General features: G+C 63.2%; 16 protein-coding genes and 2 pseudogenes. 10 read left to right on the top strand and 8 right to left on the bottom strand.

Annotated features, from left to right (window positions below; genetic code table 11):
- Positions 1–204: 204 nt before the first annotated feature.
- The gene (phnE, locus tag JCM21793_RS18835; protein ID WP_025031354.1) at positions 205–1,008 is read right to left on the bottom strand and encodes a phosphonate ABC transporter, permease protein PhnE; all 804 of its coding nucleotides are present in this window, start codon (positions 1,006–1,008) and stop codon (positions 205–207) included.
- Complete coding sequence (locus tag JCM21793_RS30605; RefSeq protein WP_244439881.1) at positions 1,002–1,463, bottom strand: PhnE/PtxC family ABC transporter permease; 462 nt, start codon at positions 1,461–1,463, stop codon at positions 1,002–1,004. The genes phnE and JCM21793_RS30605 overlap by 7 nt, the downstream gene beginning before the upstream one ends.
- Before the next feature lie 29 nt (positions 1,464–1,492).
- Between JCM21793_RS30605 and JCM21793_RS30600 the strand changes: the two genes are divergently transcribed.
- Positions 1,493–1,708, top strand: coding sequence for a hypothetical protein (locus JCM21793_RS30600; RefSeq protein ID WP_244439879.1), 216 nt, complete (start codon positions 1,493–1,495; stop codon positions 1,706–1,708).
- A gap of 94 nt (positions 1,709–1,802) precedes the next feature.
- On the opposite strand, the gene phnC is transcribed toward JCM21793_RS30600, so the two are convergent.
- Both phnC and phnD read right to left on the bottom strand, forming a co-directional pair.
- Positions 1,803–2,597, bottom strand: a complete 795-nt coding sequence (gene phnC / locus JCM21793_RS18825) for a phosphonate ABC transporter ATP-binding protein (protein WP_025031353.1) — start codon at positions 2,595–2,597, stop codon at positions 1,803–1,805.
- Between the two features lie 83 nt (positions 2,598–2,680).
- Entirely contained in the window at positions 2,681–3,682 is a 1,002-nt protein-coding gene (phnD, locus tag JCM21793_RS18820) for a phosphate/phosphite/phosphonate ABC transporter substrate-binding protein (RefSeq protein ID WP_025031352.1), read from the bottom strand.
- 208 nt (positions 3,683–3,890) lie between these two features.
- Between phnD and JCM21793_RS18815 the strand changes: the two genes are divergently transcribed.
- From JCM21793_RS18815 to gnd, 3 genes and pseudogenes are all read left to right on the top strand, one after another.
- Positions 3,891–4,751, top strand: coding sequence for an HAD-IIB family hydrolase (locus JCM21793_RS18815; protein WP_025031351.1), 861 nt, complete (start codon positions 3,891–3,893; stop codon positions 4,749–4,751).
- Positions 4,748–5,518 carry a DeoR/GlpR family DNA-binding transcription regulator gene (locus JCM21793_RS18810; RefSeq protein ID WP_025031350.1) on the top strand — a complete coding sequence of 257 codons (771 nt, stop codon included), beginning with the start codon at positions 4,748–4,750 and terminating at the stop codon, positions 5,516–5,518. Before JCM21793_RS18815 ends, JCM21793_RS18810 begins: the two co-directional genes overlap by 4 nt.
- A gap of 89 nt (positions 5,519–5,607) precedes the next feature.
- A pseudogene (gene gnd, locus JCM21793_RS26995) lies at positions 5,608–7,031 on the top strand (NADP-dependent phosphogluconate dehydrogenase).
- 58 nt (positions 7,032–7,089) lie between these two features.
- On the opposite strand, the gene JCM21793_RS18800 reads toward gnd, so the two are convergent.
- The 4 genes and pseudogenes from JCM21793_RS18800 to trpB all read right to left on the bottom strand — a co-directional run bounded on the left by JCM21793_RS18800 (position 7,090) and on the right by trpB (position 10,604).
- A complete protein-coding gene (locus JCM21793_RS18800) occupies positions 7,090–7,632 on the bottom strand; it encodes a peroxiredoxin (RefSeq protein WP_007010577.1) in 543 nt (180 codons plus the stop codon).
- 186 nt (positions 7,633–7,818) lie between these two features.
- Positions 7,819–8,427, bottom strand: coding sequence for a LysE family translocator (locus JCM21793_RS18795; RefSeq protein WP_025031349.1), 609 nt, complete (start codon positions 8,425–8,427; stop codon positions 7,819–7,821).
- 82 nt (positions 8,428–8,509) lie between these two features.
- Positions 8,510–9,340, bottom strand: coding sequence for a tryptophan synthase subunit alpha (gene trpA, locus JCM21793_RS18790; protein ID WP_025031348.1), 831 nt, complete (start codon positions 9,338–9,340; stop codon positions 8,510–8,512).
- Positions 9,341–9,384: 44 nt separating this feature from the next.
- Positions 9,385–10,604: pseudogene (gene trpB, locus JCM21793_RS26990) on the bottom strand (tryptophan synthase subunit beta).
- Positions 10,605–10,810: 206 nt separating this feature from the next.
- Here trpB and JCM21793_RS18780 point away from each other — a divergent pair.
- The 6 genes from JCM21793_RS18780 to JCM21793_RS18760 form a co-directional block, all read left to right on the top strand.
- Positions 10,811–11,794 (top strand): AraC family transcriptional regulator, encoded by a 984-nt coding sequence (locus tag JCM21793_RS18780; protein ID WP_025031347.1) that lies wholly within the window; start codon positions 10,811–10,813, stop codon positions 11,792–11,794.
- A 200-nt stretch (positions 11,795–11,994) separates the two neighbouring features.
- The gene (locus JCM21793_RS18775; protein WP_025031346.1) at positions 11,995–13,452 is read left to right on the top strand and encodes an FGGY family carbohydrate kinase; all 1,458 of its coding nucleotides are present in this window, start codon (positions 11,995–11,997) and stop codon (positions 13,450–13,452) included.
- Positions 13,453–13,492: 40 nt separating this feature from the next.
- The gene (locus JCM21793_RS18770) at positions 13,493–14,407 is read left to right on the top strand and encodes a sugar ABC transporter substrate-binding protein (RefSeq protein WP_025031345.1); all 915 of its coding nucleotides are present in this window, start codon (positions 13,493–13,495) and stop codon (positions 14,405–14,407) included.
- An 11-nt stretch (positions 14,408–14,418) separates the two neighbouring features.
- Positions 14,419–15,795 (top strand): sugar ABC transporter ATP-binding protein, encoded by a 1,377-nt coding sequence (locus tag JCM21793_RS26985; protein ID WP_244439877.1) that lies wholly within the window; start codon positions 14,419–14,421, stop codon positions 15,793–15,795.
- On the top strand, positions 15,795–15,935 hold the full coding sequence (locus JCM21793_RS30595) for a hypothetical protein (RefSeq protein ID WP_244439875.1): 141 nt from the start codon (positions 15,795–15,797) through the stop codon (positions 15,933–15,935). The genes JCM21793_RS26985 and JCM21793_RS30595 overlap by 1 nt, the downstream gene beginning before the upstream one ends.
- Positions 15,932–16,592, top strand: a 661-nt coding sequence (locus JCM21793_RS18760) for an ABC transporter permease (RefSeq protein WP_025031344.1), incomplete at its 3' end; no start/stop codon positions are given. The genes JCM21793_RS30595 and JCM21793_RS18760, both read left to right, overlap by 4 nt.

Below are 16,592 nucleotides of genomic sequence, written 5' to 3'. Positions count from 1 at the left end.
CCGTTGGCACCGCTGCCGGGGCCGCGCTCGGTGCCCTCACGGGCGGTACGGCGGGTGCAATCACCGCGCGATTATAAGATTGATTGTTGGTGCGTGTCGTCTGCTCTGGCGCACGTGACATCATCCTTCAAGAAAAGGAGCCTGGCGCTGTGCCGGGCTCCCCGACTTTGCCATCGGCGCGCGAATCCGTCCGTTGCTACAGCGTCAGATGATCCGTTTACGCAGCCAGGCCGAAACAATTTCACCAAGCACCACGAGCGCGAGGATTGCCAGGAGGACAGTGGCCGCTTCCTGCCAGTTGAACGTGTCGATGGCACTTTGCAGGATGATGCCGATGCCGCCCGCGCCCACGAGGCCGAGCACGGTCGATTCCCGCAGATTGATATCCCAGCGCAGGATGGCCACGGCCCAGAAGGTGGGCATCACCTGCGGCACGATGGCGTAGAGGATCACCTTGAAGCGCGATGCGCCGGTCGCTTCCAGCGCTTCCACCGGGCGACGGTCGATCTCTTCGATGGCCTCGCCCAGAAGCTTGCCGATGAAACCGATGGAGCGGAACATGATGGCGATGATGCCGGCCACGATGCCGGGGCCGAATATGGCCACGAAAAGAAGCGCCCAGATGATCGTGTTGACCGAGCGGCTGGACACGAGGATGAAGCGCCCGAGCCACAGCGTCGCGGCGTTTGGCGTCGTGTTCTGCGCGGCGATATAGGCGACGGGCAGCGACACAAACACGGCGATTGCCGTTGCGATGGTGGCGATGTTCACAGTCTCAACCAGCACCCACAAAATGCTCGGCAGGTTCGTCACATCCGGCGGCACCATGCGGCTGAACAGGTCGCCCATCTGCTGCGGCGCATCGAACACCCAGGGCCAGATCACGTCGATGCTGGTCAGGGCCCAGACGATCGTGATCACGGCAAACAGAAAAATCGCATAGCGTTGCATGCGCTCGCGTGGCGTGTAGCGCGCCCAGTCTTCGAGGGACGTTTCCATGCTCACCATACCCGTTTCCTGATCTGACCGCTGATCGCCTCGCTGACCAGAATGACGGCGACGATCACCATGGTGATGGCCAGTGCAAAGTCGTAGTCATAGCGGCCGAAGGCGTTGGCCAGCGTCGAGCCGATGCCACCAGCTCCGACGATGCCGACCACGGCGGAGGCGCGCAGATTGCTGTCGAGCTGATAGATGCTCAGACCGATTTGGCGCGGCATGATCTGCGGAAAAACCGCGTAGATCAGCGTCGGGAAATAGCCCGCACCCACCGCGCGCATGGCTTCCACCTGGCCCCAGTCGATCTCTTCGATGCGCTCGGCCAGCATCTTGGCGACGAAGCCGATGGAATAGATAATGAGGGTCAGGACGCCGGCGAAGGGGCCGAAGCCCACGGCCTTCACGAAGATGATCGCGACAATGACCGGGTGAAAGCTGCGCGCCACGATGATGAGCGCGGCCAAGCAGATAGACCGGTCTCGGCGCCAGATTCTTGGCGGCCATGAATGCGATGGGGATCGACAGGAGCACGCCGCCCACTGTCGCCAGAATGGCGATCTTCAGGCTTTCCAGAAACCCGTCGATCAAAAGTCCGCTGCGTTCGAAGCTTGGCGGAAACGCGCCGCTGAAGATGCGTGCCGCGCGCGTCATGCCCTGTGAAATGCGTTCCCAGTTTATCGGCAGCATGAAGAAGGCCCAGCCGATATAGATCACCACTGCCGCCAGCAGTCCGTAGCGCAGCACGGGGTTGGTGATCATTGGCGGCTTGCGCCAGGTAACGGGGAGGGAAGGGGGCTCGGCGCTCATGCCTTCTGGGCCCTCAGCGGCGTGACGTTGTCCATTTCGCCGCGCTCTTCGGCGGGTACTCCGGCATAGATCTCGTCCATTGCATCCTTGTCGAGTGCATCGGGTTCGGCATCGAAGATAATGCGGCCATAGCGCATGCCGACAATGCGGTCGGTGTATTGCTTGGCCTCCGCCACATTGTGGATGTTGATGAGCACCGGCAGGGAAAACTCGCGCGAGAGCGCGCGCAGCAGTTCCATGATCTGTTCCGAGGTTTTCGGGTCGAGCGAGGCGGTGGGCTCGTCTGCGAGAAGGATTTCCGGTTCCTGCATCAGCGCGCGCACCACGCCCACGCGCTGGCGCTCGCCGCCGGAGAGCTCGTCCGCGCGCTTGTTGGCGTAATGGGCGATGCCCACGCGCTCCATCAGTTCATAGGCGCGGCGGATGTCTTCTTTCGGATAGCGCCGCATCGCCGCGCGCCAAAGCGGCAGATAGCCGAGCCGGCCCGACTGCACGTTCTCCATGACCGTCAGCCGGTCCACCAGATTGAATCCCTGAAAGATCATGCCGATGCGCCGGCGGGCGGCGCGCAGCTTCGCGCCTTTCAGGTCCGTTAGCATCAGCCCGTTCAGCTCGATCGTGCCGGAGCTCGGTTCCACGAGCCGGTTGATGCAACGCAACAGGGTGCTTTTGCCCGCGCCCGACGCGCCGATGATGGACACCACGCTGTCGCCAGGCACTTCCAGATCCAGGCCTTTCAGCACGGGCGCGCCATTGCCATAGCGCTTCACCAGCTGCGAGATTTTCAGCATGCATCAACTCCGAAAACAGTGAGCGATCGATCAGAAAAATCGGGCGCGAGACCAAGCCCCGGCATCTCGCGCCCGCAGGAGGATCACTCTTTCGCCAGACCCTGGGGCGTGTATTCCACGCCGTTCGCCTTCTGGATCTCGCGGATCACGGCCCAGTCCTTCTGGTAGGTGACGGGCACGAATTTGCTGACACCGGAGAACTCCTCGCCGAGTGCCGTTCCGGCAAAATCGAACGAGAAGAAGGCTTCCTTGATCTTTTCCACCAGCGCCGGATCGAGATCATGCGCATAGGTGTAGGAGGTGGTCGGGAACGGATCGGATTCCCAGACGATCTTCACCTCTTCCGGATCGTAGAGATCACGCTCGGCCATGCGGTCCACGACTTCGGAAGCCACCGGTGCGGCGTCATAGTCGCCTGCCACGACGCCGAGCATGGACTGGTCGTGCGAGCCGGAATAGACCACTTCATAGTCCTGTTCCGGCACGACACCGAGCCCGGGGAAGAGCGCGCGCGGCGCGAGATTGCCCGAATTCGAGGTCGGCGAAGTGTGGGCGATGCGCTTGCCCTTCAGGTCCGCCATCTCGTTGATGCCGGAATCCTTGCGGGTGTAGACCTGCAGCTTGTAGCCGAAACGACCGTCTTCCGATCCCATGATGGCAAAGGGCACCGCGCCGGCGAGGTTGACGGCAAAGGGCGTCGGACCCGTCGAGAAACCGGCGATGTGCAGGCGCCCGCTGCGCATGGCCTCCACCTCGGCGGAGTTCGACTGCACGGCGAAGAACTGCACGTCCTTGCCCGTCACCTCTTCCAGATGCTCGATGAAGGGCTCCCAGATATCCTCATAGATCGCCGGGTCTTCCACCGGCGTGTAGGCGAAAACCAGCGTGTCCGGGTTGGAAAGCTTTGACGGATCGCTCGGCGTGTCCGCCACCAGGTCTTCGTTGGCGTCGCAATACATGACGTCGAGCTGGCCGCGATTGGCGCAGTCCTGTGCCTGCGCGGTGGTGCCGGCAAGCAGCGCGGAAAGACCGAAGAGAGCAGCGGCAGCGCCTCCGGCAAGACGGGTATCTGTCACGATAGACATGAGTTTCCTCCTCCAGTGCGGGCTCGCGCCCGCTTCTCCCAAAAAGAGTGCGTCTAACGGCACCCATTTGCCGAAAGCGTATCGAATTTTTGTGGTAGTTTGCAATATTCAAATAAAGAAAATTTGGAATACCCTCGAAAATTCCAAAAAATGAGACTAAAAGCTTGGCATATCGCTCGGCGAAGGGGAGAGGCGTGTGGTGGCAGACATGACGGCGAAGCTTGTTCCAGAGGAGGCGATGTTGCCCCGGCCGTTCGGTGAGATGAGCACGCAGCGACTGGCGGAGGTCGATTTCGTGCTTACCGACATTGACGACACGCTGACGACGGCTGGCCGCCTGCCCAGTCTTGCCTATCACGCGCTGGAACGCCTGCATCACGCCGGCATTGTCGTCATTCCCGTCACGGGCCGCCCCGCGGGATGGTGCGACCTGATTGCCAGACTGTGGCCCGTTGATGCGGTCGTCGGGGAAAATGGTGCGTTCTATTTCGTGTGTTCTCCGAAAGGCGGCATGATCCGGGAGTTCGCCCAATCCGCCGAAGAGCGCCGCGAGGGACGCCAGCGCCTAGACCGGCTGGCCGCTTCCATCCTGACGGCGGTCCCCGGTGCGCGCCTCTCGGCGGACCAGACGTTCCGCGAGGCCGACCTTGCGATCGATTTTGCCGAGGACGGCCCCAGGCTGAAAGACGCGGACATCGCCCGCATTGTAAGCTGCTTCGAGGAAGCCGGTGCTGTCGCAAAAGTGTCATCCATCCATGTCAATGGATGGTTCGGTCGCTATGACAAGCTGGCGATGACACGTCGCCTGTTTTCCAGGCACTATGGCCTCGACCTCGACAAGGCGGACCGGAACGTGATCTTCGTCGGCGATTCACCCAATGACGCGCCCATGTTCGGCTTCTTCCAGAACAGCGTTGGCGTGGCCAATTTTGCCGACTTCCTCGACGGTACGGCGACACCGCCCAAGTGGATCACACAACAGGCCGGTGGTGCCGGCTTTGCTGAGGTCGCCGATGCCATTCTGCGCGCCAAAGGGGGCGCCAGAGGGGCCTCCAGAGGGGACCAATGACGCGTCTTAGAAAATCCGCGCGCCGCGAGCAGATCATCCTTGAACTGCAGCATCATCCCCATGTGCGCACGTCGGAACTGGCTGCCCGGTTCGGCGTCTCCACGGAGACCGTTCGCCGCGACGTCGAGGCGCTCAGCCAGGAGGGGCTGATCCGTCGCGCCTATGGCGGTGCCTCTGCGGCGCCGATGGGCGCGCAGCCACCCTTTGGCGAGCGCGATCAGGCGCGCATTGAGGAGCGCGTGCAGATCGCTGCGCGTGCGGCCGCACTCGTGCGCCCCGGCGAAGTGCTGATGATCGATGCCGGCTCGACCACCCATCAGTTCGCTCTCAATCTGGCTGCCATGGCGCGCGATCTGACGGTCCTCACCAACAGCGTTGCGGTGGCCTCGGCCCTTGCCCAAAACGAAACCATTCAGGTGGTCATCTGTCCCGGAGACTTCATGGCGCGCGAGGTCGGGATCTACGGTGCGGAGACCATTGATTTCATCGCCCGGCACAATGCCAACCGCGCCTTCATCGGCGCGAGCGGCCTGACGGCCAGCGGTATCACCGAGGCAAACCGCCTTGCCGTTGGCGTCAAGCGCGCCATGATCCGCCAGTCCCACGAGAGCTATCTTCTGGTCGATCACTCCAAGTTTGACGTCAATCTCGTTGCGACGGTTGAGCCGCTCTCCGCCCTCACGGCGATCATCACAAACGAGCAGCCCGCGGGCCGCCTGGCAAAGGCACTGGCCGATGCCCATGTGGATGTGCATCTGGCCGGCTAAGAAACCACCTCTTTCCACCTGGCGATGATGCATCGGCCGGCGGTCTGGTGCATAGTGTCGCCTCGTTTTACGAACCGGAGACTTGAAGCATGTCGAAAGCGGATATCGGCCTGATCGGCCTTGGCGTGATGGGAGCGAACCTTGCCCTGAACATCGCTGAAAAAGGCCATACGATCGCCGTCAACAACCGCTCCATCCCCAGGATCGATGCGTTCGTCGAGGCAGCGCAGGCTGAGGGACTTGGCGAGCGCGTCCTGCCTGAGGCCGATCTCGTAGCCTTCGTGCAATCGGTGAAGAAACCGCGCTCCATCATCATCATGGTCAAGGCCGGCAAGCCGGTCGAGACATGATCGAGCAGCTTCTGCCGCTGCTCGATGAGGGCGACGCGATCCTTGAATGTGGCAACTCGCTCTTCAGCGACACGCAGCGCCGCTTCGATTATCTGAAGCCCAAGGGCATCGGATATCTCGGCGTCGGCGTTTCCGGCGGCGCGGAAGGCGCGCGCCATGGTCCCTCGATCATGGTCGGCGGCTCAAAGGTGCAATGGCACGATGCGGAAGCCGTGCTCACCTCCATTGCGGCAAAATTCAAGGGCGAGCCCTGCGTTGCCTGGCTCGGCGAGGGCGGGGCCGGCCATTTCGTCAAGACGATCCACAACGGCATTGAGTATGGCGACATGCAGATGATCGCCGAGGTCTATGGCGTGATGCGCGACGGGCTCGGCATGGACGCCGCAGCCTGCGCCGAAGTCTTCAAGCGTTGGAATGAGGGCCCGCTCAACTCCTATCTGATCGAGATCACGGGTCATGTTCTTGAAGCCATGGACGGCGAGAGCGCCGCGCCGCTCGTCGACATGATCCTCGACAGGGCAGGTCAGAAGGGCACCGGCGTCTGGTCGGCGATAGCCGCGCAGCAGCTCGGCGTGCCAGCCACGGCCATTGAGGGTGCAGTCGCTGCCCGTTCCATCTCTTCGCGCAAGCAGGAGCGCATTGCCGCAGAAGCGCTCTATGGCAGGCGCCAGGGCAAGGTGGACATCACGATCGATGATCTGGAGCAGGCACTGCTGGCCGGCAAGATCGTTTCCTACACGCAGGGATTTTCGGTCATCGCCAGCGCGTCCGAAGAGCAGGGCTGGGGGCTTGAGCTCGCCACCATCGCCAGGATCTGGCGCGCCGGCTGCATCATCCGCTCCCGCTTCCTCGATCAGATGGCGAGCGCCTTTGCCGGCGACGCGGCGACCAATCTCCTGATGGTGCCGGATTTCGCGGAACTGATGAAGGAGGCCAGCCCCGCGCTGCGCCGCGTGGTTTCCGCCGGTGCGCTTGGCGAACTTCCGCTGATCTGCCTTTCGTCATCGCTCGCCTATTTCGACAGCTACCGTCAGGCGCGGGGCACGGCCAATCTCATTCAGGGCCAGCGCGATTTCTTCGGTTCGCATGGTTTCGAGATCGAGGGGCGTGGCGCCGACCTGCATGGCGACTGGCCATCTCTCATCGATCAGGCTGCCGAGTAAAAGAAAAGGCCCGGGCGGCGATGCCATCCGGGCCTTTCAATTCGATGCTTCAAGAAGCTTAGGCAGCCTGCGCTTCGCCGGCCTTCAGAGCTTCCAGAACGGTCTGCGGCGAAGAAACGCCATACGGATCGCTGTCGCAGTTGTCGGAGAAACCTTCCTCCTCGAACCACTTCTCGATCACGCCGTTGTTGACCACGGCGGCGTAGCGCCAGGAGCGCATGCCAAAGCCGAGGTTGTCCTTGGCGACGAGCATGCCCATCTTGCGGGTGAACTCACCCGAGCCATCCGGAATGAGCTTGACGTTGTTCAGGCCCTGCGCCTTGCCCCAGGCGTTCATCACGAAAGCGTCGTTGACGGAGATGCAGTAGATCTCGTCGATGCCCTCGGCCTGGAATTCCGGGTAGAGCTTCTCAAAGTCGGGAAGCTGGTAGGTCGAGCAGGTGGGGGTGAAGGCGCCCGGCAGAGAGAACAGGACAACGCGCTTGCCGCCAAAGAAGTCGGCAGTCGTCTTGTCTTCCCAGCGGAACGGGTTCGGGCCTTCGATCGACTCGTCGCGAACGCGCGTGCGGAACGTGACGTCGGGAACTTTTCTCACGGTCATTGCTAATCCTCTGGCACAAACAAAGCGCATCCCGACCGGATGCCGGGCAGCTTGGGTTATGAAACTTTGAACTCCGGCTGCCGGGAGGGTGCGCCGGATGAGACGGCCGGAATAGAACATTTTGTCGCGGCGAAGTGAAGGCCTGACACTGCGGCAATCCGCAGCATTTTTCCCTCGATTCCGAACCTAATTGCGTGAAACCGCCATGGTTCCGCCTGAAACGATCAGAACGGCACCCACCAGGCGGTTCAAATGGACGAAAACGCGCTCGGATTTCAGCATTTTCCCAAGCACGACGCCGCTGACCACATAAAGCGCGACGGCAACCACTTCCAGCGCGAGAAACACCCCGCCCATGGCGGCAAGCTGGCTCCAGGCCGGCTGCGATGCGTCGATGAACTGCGGGAAGAAGGCGGTGAACACGGCAATAGCCTTCGGGTTGCTGATGGCGATCACGAAATCGCGGCGCATCAGTTTGCCAATGGCGGAGTCCAGCGAACTGGCGTTCGCCAGCGCGCGCGCCTTGCGCCAGAACTGGATGCCCACATAAATGAGATAGGCTGCCCCCACCAGTTTGATGACGGTGAAGGCCGTGGCAGACGCCGCCAGCACCGCGCCGAGCCCGACAATGGTGACCGCGATCAGGAAAACGAAAGCCGGCATGCGGCCAAGTCCGCCCAGAAGGGCAGGGACGAGGCCCAGCCGCGCGGCATTGGAAAAGGCCAGCATGTTGTTAGGACCGGGCGCGCAGTTCAGCGCGAAACAGGCCGGAATGAAGATCGACCAGGCAATCATCTGGGGTATCCTTGGCGAGAAAGCTGCAGCGATCCTTAAACAGATCGCCGCACTGAGCCAAGAATTCAGATCGGGAAAAGCGTTACGCCATCTGCTTTGAGCGTACGCCGTCAGCAAGCCCTTTGACGAGGGTCGCAACGGCCTCTGCGGGGTCTTCGATCCGCTTGCCGTTCGCGTCATAGCACTGCGCGATGGCCGCCACGATGGCGCTGCCAACGACAACGCCGTCCGCCGCCTCGCCAATCGCCCGCGCCTGGCGCGCCGTCTTCACGCCGAAGCCCACGCAGATCGGCAGGTCCGTGTGTTCCTTGATGCGCGAAACCGCCGCCGAAACATTGTTCGTGTCCGGCAGGGCCGAGCCCGTCACACCCGTCATCGACACGTAATAGACGAAGCCCGACGTGTTCTCCAGCACCTTTGGGAGGCGCTCTTCATCCGTCGTTGGTGTTGCCAGGCGAATGAAGTTCAGCCCCGCCTTGATCGCCGGAACGCAGAGTTCATCGTCCATCTCCGGCGGCAGATCGACGATGATCAGACCGTCAATGCCCGCTTCCTTCGCATCGGTCAGGAAGCGGTCCACGCCATAGATGTAGATCGGGTTGTAATAGCCCATCATCACGATGGGTGTGTCGTCGTCACCTTCACGAAAGTCACGCGCCATCTGGAGCGTCTTCGCCAGCGTCTGTCCGCCCCTGAGCGCGCGCAGGCCGGCGGCCTGAATGGCCGGGCCATCGGCCATGGGGTCGGAGAAGGGCATGCCCAGTTCGATCACGTCGCTGCCCGCCGCGGGCAGCGCCTTCATGATCGAGAGCGACGTCTCATAGTCCGGATCCCCGCCCATGAAATAGGTCACGAGTGCCGGGCGGTTTTCTTCCTTCAGCCGCGCGAAGCGGCGGTCAATGCGGGTGGTCATGCGGATACTCTCTTCAACAACGGGCTTCAGGCGGGCGATGTGGCTCACATCTCCATGCCGAGCATCTTCCCGACGGTGTGGACGTCCTTGTCCCCGCGCCCGGAGAAATTGACGATCATGATCTGGTCCCTGCCCATGGCCGGTGCGAGCTTGATCGCATGGGCAATCGCATGGGCCGATTCCAGCGCCGGGATGATGCCCTCAAGCCGCGTCGTCATCTGGAACGCCTCGATCGCCTCATCGTCCAGAATGGGCGAGTAGATCACACGGCCTGAATCCTTCAGCCAGCTATGCTCCGGCCCGACGCCGGGATAATCGAGCCCGGCAGAGACCGAATGCCCGTCGAGGATCTGCCCGTCATCATTCTGCAGAAGATAGGTGCGGTTGCCATGCAGCACGCCGGGGCGGCCCGCCGTCATGGAGGCGCAATGCTCTTCCCCCTCCAGCCCGTGCCCGCCGGCCTCAACGCCGTGGATTTCCACCTGGCGGTCGTCGAGGAAGGGGTGGAACAGGCCGATGGCGTTGGAGCCGCCGCCCACCGCCGCACGATGGCGTCGGGCAGCCGGCCTTCCAGCTCCTGGATCTGCTCGCGCGCTTCCGTGCCAATCACCGATTGCAGCTCGCGCACCAGCTCGGGATAGGGATGCGGGCCTGCCGCAGTGCCGATCAGATAATAGGTGTCCTCGACATTGGTCACCCAGTCGCGCAGCGCCTCGTTCATGGCGTCTTTCAGCGTGCCGTGACCGGACGAGACCGGCTTCACCTCGGCGCCCAGAAGGTTCATGCGGAAGACATTCGGCTTCTGTCGCTCCACGTCTGTCGCGCCCATATAGACGATGCAGGGCAGGCCGAAGCGGGCGGCCACGGTGGCCGATGCCACGCCATGCTGGCCGGCGCCGGTCTCGGCGATGATGCGGGTTTTGCCCATGCGCTTTGCAAGCAGGATCTGGCCGAGGCAATTGTTGATCTTGTGCGAGCCGGTGTGGTTCAGGTCCTCGCGTTTGAAGTAGATCTTCGCGCCGCCCAGATGCTCGGTGAGCCGTTCTGCGAAATAGAGCGGCGAGGGCCGGCCCGTATAATGGCGGCCCAGATGATCGAGCTCGGCGCGAAACGCCGGGTCGTCCTTCGCCTCGTTCCAGTGCTTTTCCAGATCGAGGATCAGCGGCATCAGCGTCTCGGCCACAAACCGGCCGCCGAAGATCCCATACATGCCCTCATCATCAGGGCCGATCCGGAAGGAATTGGGTTCCATGGGTGCAGTCATACGCGCAACGTCCCTTTTTCGCTTTTCCCGATTGAGGCATGGTCGGGCGGGACAAGTCAAACACCTGTCTCGAACATGAGAACCGGATAGTGGACTGAAAATAAACCAGAAAACGGAAAAATCCGGCGCGCGTTGAACGGCGACTTGTTCCTTTCGCGGCTCAGCTTTTTCTAGACAGCTTCCATAGTCCTGTTATCCTCGCAGCCATGGTGGTGGCTGATCTCATCGATGCATCGCAAAGGCTTGGCCGGGTTCCCGGACTTCATTCGCTCGACCTTGCGGAGGCCGAGGCTGCCATCGGCGCGCGCTACAGGCCGCATCGCCTTCTGATGCCGTCCGGCGAAGCGTCGCTCGACTTTCGGCACCATGCCGTCGCAGGCGAGGGGGCATCCCTCAATCTCCTGCGCTATGGCCCCGACATCGAGATCGAGGCCGGCATTTTCGACACGTTCTATATGCTGGAGTTCCCGCTTTCCGGCGGGGTGGACATTCTCTATGGGCGCGACCGTGTCGCGTCGCGTCCGGGTCATGGGCTCATCCTGTCGCCCGGCCCCTTCGTGCGTTCCAACTGGCGTCCCGGCACCACGCAGGTGATGCTGCGGCTGGAGCGCGATTTCGTGGAGCGCGCCTGGCAGCGCCATACGGGCGACCCCGTGCGCCGCACGCCGTTCTTCAAGCCGGAAATCGATCTCGACACGCCCGTGGGGCGACGGCTGGCGCGTCTTTTCGGGCTTATGGTCGCGGAAGAAATCGAGGCCGCCGACAGCACAGCGCTTTCGCCCATGCCGCTCGTCAATGCGGTTCTGGAAACGCTCTTTGCCCATGTGCCCTGCCGCGAGGCCGAGCCCTCGGCGCTCGCCGCCGCCGGTCCGCTGCCGCATTATGTGCTGAGCTTCAAGGCGCTGCTCGATGATCCCTCAGCGCTGCCGCTCACCGTATCGACGTTGTGCGAACGGCTTGAGGTGTCCCAGCGCACACTGACGACGGGCATGCGGCGGTTTACCGGGCTTTCCCCGCATGATTATCTCACCATGCGCCGCATGGAGCATGCACGGCTTCTGCTCGAACGGGATGGCCTGCCGGTGGCGGCGGTGGCCGCGTGCGTCGGTTACGCCCATGCAGGACGGTTCGCCGCCGCCTTTCGGCGTTACTGCGGGCACAGCCCCGCACGCTCCAGAACCCTTTCCTGACGCATTTTCGGAAACCCCTGTCCTATTCGGGAAGCGAAATGCAGCTGCGCGTCGCCCCGGCGTTGACACGGGACGCGTCCAGACCTGCACTCACGGGTCACCGCGCAGGAAAAAACGGGAACTGACCTTGCAAAAAGGTGCGTGCGCGGCGACACGGTGGGCAACATTGTCTTGTCCACTCCGTGAGAGGGAGGGTGGTTTTGAGCCGGGCTGTTCTGGCAATCGACATCGGGTCTTCGGCCCTGAAAGCCGTTCTGTTTTCGCAGGACGATGCAATGCTTGCCACGCGTTCGGCGGCGATCTCCACCGCCTCCGGTGCGGACCGTTCGCAGACGCAGGACCCTGCCGACTGGTGGGCCGCGCTGGTCAGCGCCCTTGCCGACATGCCACACAGAGAAGACATTGAAGCGCTCGTCTTCACGGGCTCCATGCAAAACCTGATCGTTCTCTCGCCGGAAGGCGAAGCACTCGCGCCCGTCGCGCTCTATTCCGACCGCCGCCTTGATGAAGACGAGATTGCCGCGCTCCAGGCCCACCTGCCCGGCGATTATGCACAGCGCGTCGGCAATCATCCGGACCCGGCCCACACGATCTTCAAGCTCATGCGGCTCGACCGCTTTGCGCCGGACCTGCCTGATGAACACCGCTTCTTCTTCGGCGCGAAGGATGCCGTCACCTTCCGGCTGACCGGCCGCGCCGCAATCGATCCAACCGTCGCCTCCACCACCGGCCTGATGAACATCGCGGAGCGGTGCTGGGATGCCGAACTGCTCGCCACGGCCGGTGTCGAAGCGTCGCGCCTGCCCGAAATCCTCCCGGCCGATGAGATCGTCGGTCCACTGCGCGCGGAAGCTGCCGCAGCGCTCGGCCTTGTCGCGGGTATGCCTGTGTTCAATGGCGCGGGCGATGCCGCAGCCGCCACCTGGGGCGCCGCCGCTGACGAACCGGGCCGGGCATACGCCTATCTCGGCACCACCGGCTGGGTTGCAGCCACGCTCACCATGCAGGATGCCGCGCCCCCGCGTGACATCTACACACTTGCCGATCCGGTCCATCCCGACCGCGCCATCATCATCTCGCCCTTCCTGACGGCGGGTGCTGCCATGGACTGGCTCGCCGAAATTACGGGAGAAAGCGTCGAGTCGCTGCTCAAGGCGGCGGAAACGGTGGACGATGCGCGCGCCGCACCGCTCTTTCTGCCCTATCTCTCTGGCGAACGTGCGCCTTTCGAGGATCAGCGCGTGCGCGGCGCATTCCTTGGCCTCGACCGCACCCATGGCAAGGGCGCAATGGCGGGCGCCGTGCTTGAAGGCGTGGCTTTCGCCATCCGCCACAATCTGGAAACCGCCGGCCTGCCGCCATCGCCGCTCACGATCATTGGCGGCGCGGCGCGCGATGCACTCCAGCGGCGCACGCTCGCCAGTGTTCTGAAGCGCGAGATCGCCTTTCCCGATGCAAGTCAGGAGATGACGGCGCTAGGCGGGCTGCGCATGATCGCCGCAAAGGCCGGTCTCTCGCTTGCCGCCATGGATGCGCCGCCCGTTCTCGCGCCTGATACAACCCATGACGCCCCTCATGCCGAACGCTGTGACAGCCGCTATGAGGCTTATCTCGCAGCCTCCCGTTTTGCGCGGGAACAGGCCCGCCGAATGACGTAAACGAAAGAAACGAAAACCGTTCAACGGATCGGAGGAAATGATGAAACGCCTGCTTCTCACCACAGCCGCACTGGCCGGTCTTGCCCACGCAACGGCAGCCAATGCCGAAGACATCGCGGTGCTGACACCCTATTTGAGCTCCGTCGCCACCAATGAAATGGTCGAGACCTTCACGAAGGAATCGCAGGCGAAGGGCTGGACGGTCAATGTGGTCGACACGCGCGGCGATTTCCAGCAGCTCGCAAGCCGTGTCGAGGACGTCACCAATGCGGGCGCGGACGCCATCGTGCTGGTGAGCGTCGATCCCAACCAGATCGGCGATCAGGTTGCCGCCGCAGCGGGCAAGAACATTCCCGTTTTCGTGCTCGACGGTGCGCTCGCCGATGGCGTGACCGCCAACATCACCACCGACAATTTCGCGCTTGGCACCATCCTCTCGGATTATCTGTTCGAGGCGCTGGGCGGCGAAGGCAAGATCGTCAAATTCTTCCACTCGGCGCATCCCGGCGTTCGCCAGCGTGAGCTGGCGCTGGATGAAGCACTGAAGAAGGATCCGGATTTCGAGGTCATCGCCGAGCATTACGTGCAGGTGCCGGGCCCCATCGACAACGCGCGCCAGGCCATGGAGACCTTCATTCGCCAGTATGGCGAAGAGATCGACGGCGTCTGGGCCGCCTGGGATGAGCCCGCCGTCGGCGCACTGCTCGCCATCCAGAGCGACATGCCCGATGCGGACATCGTGATTGCGGGCATTGACGGAAATCCGCAGGCGGTGGACCTCATCGAACAGTGCACCAATCTCGCTGCCACGGTGCGGCAGGATTTTCCGGGCATTGCGAGCGCCGCAGTCGGTGAGATCGAAACCGTTCTGGGCGGCGGCGAGCCTTCCTCGCGCGAGATTTTCGTGGAGGCCAAGGTGATCGACCGCGAAACGCTCGGCGCAAACTGCGAGTAAAGCCCGCACCGATGCTTGAGATCGAAGGGCTTACCAAACGGTTCGGCGGCGTCACGGCGCTCGATGGTGTGCGTCTCGACGTCGCGGCCGGCCGTGTGCATGCCCTTCTGGGGGAGAACGGGGCGGGCAAATCCACCCTGCTCAAATGCCTTTCGGGCGTGCATCGTGCGGATGCCGGAACGATGCAGATTTCCGGCAGGACGTATCAGCCGGCAGATCCACGTGCGGCGGAAGCCGCCGGGCTGCGCACCGTGCATCAGGAGCTCAATCTCGTTCCGGGCTTCACGGCCTATGAGAATGCCTATGTGGGCCGGGCCTATCCGCGCCGCCTCGGTCGCGTCGACTGGAAGGCGATGCGCACGCGCTTTGCCGCCCTGCGCGACCGCTACAGGCTCGATCTCGACATCGACACGCCGGTGGGCCGCCTCTCGGTCGCCAAGTGCCAGATCGTGGAGATCCTGCGTGCGCTGATGGACGATGCGAAGGTGTTGATCCTCGACGAACCCACCGCCTCGCTCAGCGAGGAGGAAGCGACCGTCCTGCGCCGCATCGTGCGCGATCTGGCCGATCAGGGCTGCGCGATCATCTTCGTGTCGCACCGGCTCGACGAGGTGTTCGCGCTGGCGGATGACTACACCGTGCTGCGCAATGGCCGGTCCGTCGGCAGCGGGCAGATCGCGGAAACATCGCGCGACGAGATCGTCGCGCTCATGGCGGGCGAGGCGTTTCGCCACGAGCGCCATGGCGATGCGCGCACGCCGGGCGACCCCGTTCTGGAGCTTGCGGGTTTCCGCGTGAGCCCGGTCCGCGCCCCCATCGATCTAACGGTGCGCACCGGCGAAATCGTGGGTCTTTATGGCGTGGTCGGCAGTGGCCGCTCCAGTCTCCTGAAAGCCGTCTGGGGAGCAAGCGGCGTGGCTGAGGGCGACATCGCGCTTGAAGGTGCGCCGCTCCCGGCCTCCGGCATCGAAAGCCGCAAACGCGCTGGCGTTGCCTATGTCTGCGAAGACCGGCGCAACACCGGTCTCGTCATGCATCACTCCATTCTCGACAATGCCATCCTGCCGCACCTGGAGCGGCATCGGGCCGTTGTTTCCTTGCCCATTGTCTCGTGGAGGCGGGCGCGGGCCGGCGTTCGCGCCGCGCTTGAAGGGCTCAGCGTCAAATATGGCGGCCTCGGCGACCGCATCTCCACCCTGTCGGGCGGCAATCAGCAGAAGATCATGATCGGCCGCTGGTTCGATCCGTCGCTGAAACTCTTCCTGCTCGATGAGCGACGCGCGGCGTGGATGTGCGCTCCAAGGCGGAAATCCACGCGCTGTGCAATCGCCTTGCAGGCGAGGGCGCGGCCGTTCTCTTCGCCACCAGCGATCTTGAAGAACTCCTGATGCTCGCAAGCCGCGTCGTGGTCATGGCGCAGGGGGCCGTCACGCTCGATGCGCCCAACAGCGCCGTCACACGCCAGTCCGTCATCGACGCCACGTTCCACGCGCCGCCGCAGCCATCAAAGCCGGAGATAAGAGTTTGAGCTTTTCCGCCCGCTACGGAACCCTGATCGGCCTTCTGGCCATCGTCGCCCTTTTTGCGGCGCTGTCGCCGGAGGCCTTCGCCAAGGGCTCGAACCTCATCAACATCACCCAGCAAATGTCCCTTCTGGCCATCGTGGCGTTGGGGGCGACCTTCGTCATGTCGCTGTCGGAGTTCGATCTTTCGGTCGGCGCGGTGGTTTCCATGGCGGGCATTGTTTCCGTCACGCTGTTCGGCGCCGGCTGGGGCATCGTGCCGGTCATGCTGGTCACGCTCCTTGCAGGCTTTGCCGTCGGCGCGGTAAGCGGGCTTGCGATTGCCACCTATCGCATGCCGAGCTTCATCGTGACGCTTGCCATGGGCACGATTGTCGGCGGCATCACCTATTGGATCAGCGATGGCGCAACGCTGTTCGGAAACATTCCGGTGGGCTTCCGCGATCTGGGGCGCGGCTATCTCGCCGGCATTCCCGTTCTCACGTTGTGGGCGCTCGCGGCGACGCTCTTTGCAGCCTTCATCCTCGATCACACGGAGCTTGGCCGCCGCATCCTCGCCATTGGCGGCAACCGCGAGGCCGCGCGCCTGACCGGCGTGCGCATTGTGCCCAACAGTGTCTGGGCCTTCGGCCTGTGCACGCTGTTTGCCGCCCTTGCCGGCC

It is taken from the genome of Nitratireductor aquibiodomus NL21 = JCM 21793 (assembly GCF_000615975.1).
GTDB classification, from domain to species: domain Bacteria; phylum Pseudomonadota; class Alphaproteobacteria; order Rhizobiales; family Rhizobiaceae; genus Nitratireductor; species Nitratireductor aquibiodomus.
Note: the sequence above shows the minus strand (reverse complement) of the source record. Positions and strands in the feature narration are given on the sequence as shown.

Bases quoted from the DNA above. Each gene is read 5' to 3' on its own strand.
- JCM21793_RS18795 (WP_025031349.1), bottom strand. From the start codon at position 8,427: ATGATTGCCTGGTCGATCTTCATTCCGGCCTGTTTCGCGCTGAACTGC.
- JCM21793_RS18780 (WP_025031347.1), top strand. From the start codon at position 10,811: ATGGTGGTGGCTGATCTCATCGATGCATCGCAAAGGCTTGGCCGGGTT.
- phnE (WP_025031354.1), bottom strand. From the start codon at position 1,008: ATGGTGAGCATGGAAACGTCCCTCGAAGACTGGGCGCGCTACACGCCA.
- JCM21793_RS18770 (WP_025031345.1), top strand. From the start codon at position 13,493: ATGAAACGCCTGCTTCTCACCACAGCCGCACTGGCCGGTCTTGCCCAC.
- JCM21793_RS18810 (WP_025031350.1), top strand. From the start codon at position 4,748: ATGACGCGTCTTAGAAAATCCGCGCGCCGCGAGCAGATCATCCTTGAA.
- phnC (WP_025031353.1), bottom strand. From the start codon at position 2,597: ATGCTGAAAATCTCGCAGCTGGTGAAGCGCTATGGCAATGGCGCGCCC.
- phnD (WP_025031352.1), bottom strand. From the start codon at position 3,682: ATGTCTATCGTGACAGATACCCGTCTTGCCGGAGGCGCTGCCGCTGCT.
- JCM21793_RS26985 (WP_244439877.1), top strand. From the start codon at position 14,419: ATGCTTGAGATCGAAGGGCTTACCAAACGGTTCGGCGGCGTCACGGCG.
- JCM21793_RS18800 (WP_007010577.1), bottom strand. From the start codon at position 7,632: ATGACCGTGAGAAAAGTTCCCGACGTCACGTTCCGCACGCGCGTTCGC.
- JCM21793_RS30595 (WP_244439875.1), top strand. From the start codon at position 15,795: ATGCTCGCAAGCCGCGTCGTGGTCATGGCGCAGGGGGCCGTCACGCTC.
- trpA (WP_025031348.1), bottom strand. From the start codon at position 9,340: ATGACCACCCGCATTGACCGCCGCTTCGCGCGGCTGAAGGAAGAAAAC.
- JCM21793_RS18815 (WP_025031351.1), top strand. From the start codon at position 3,891: ATGACGGCGAAGCTTGTTCCAGAGGAGGCGATGTTGCCCCGGCCGTTC.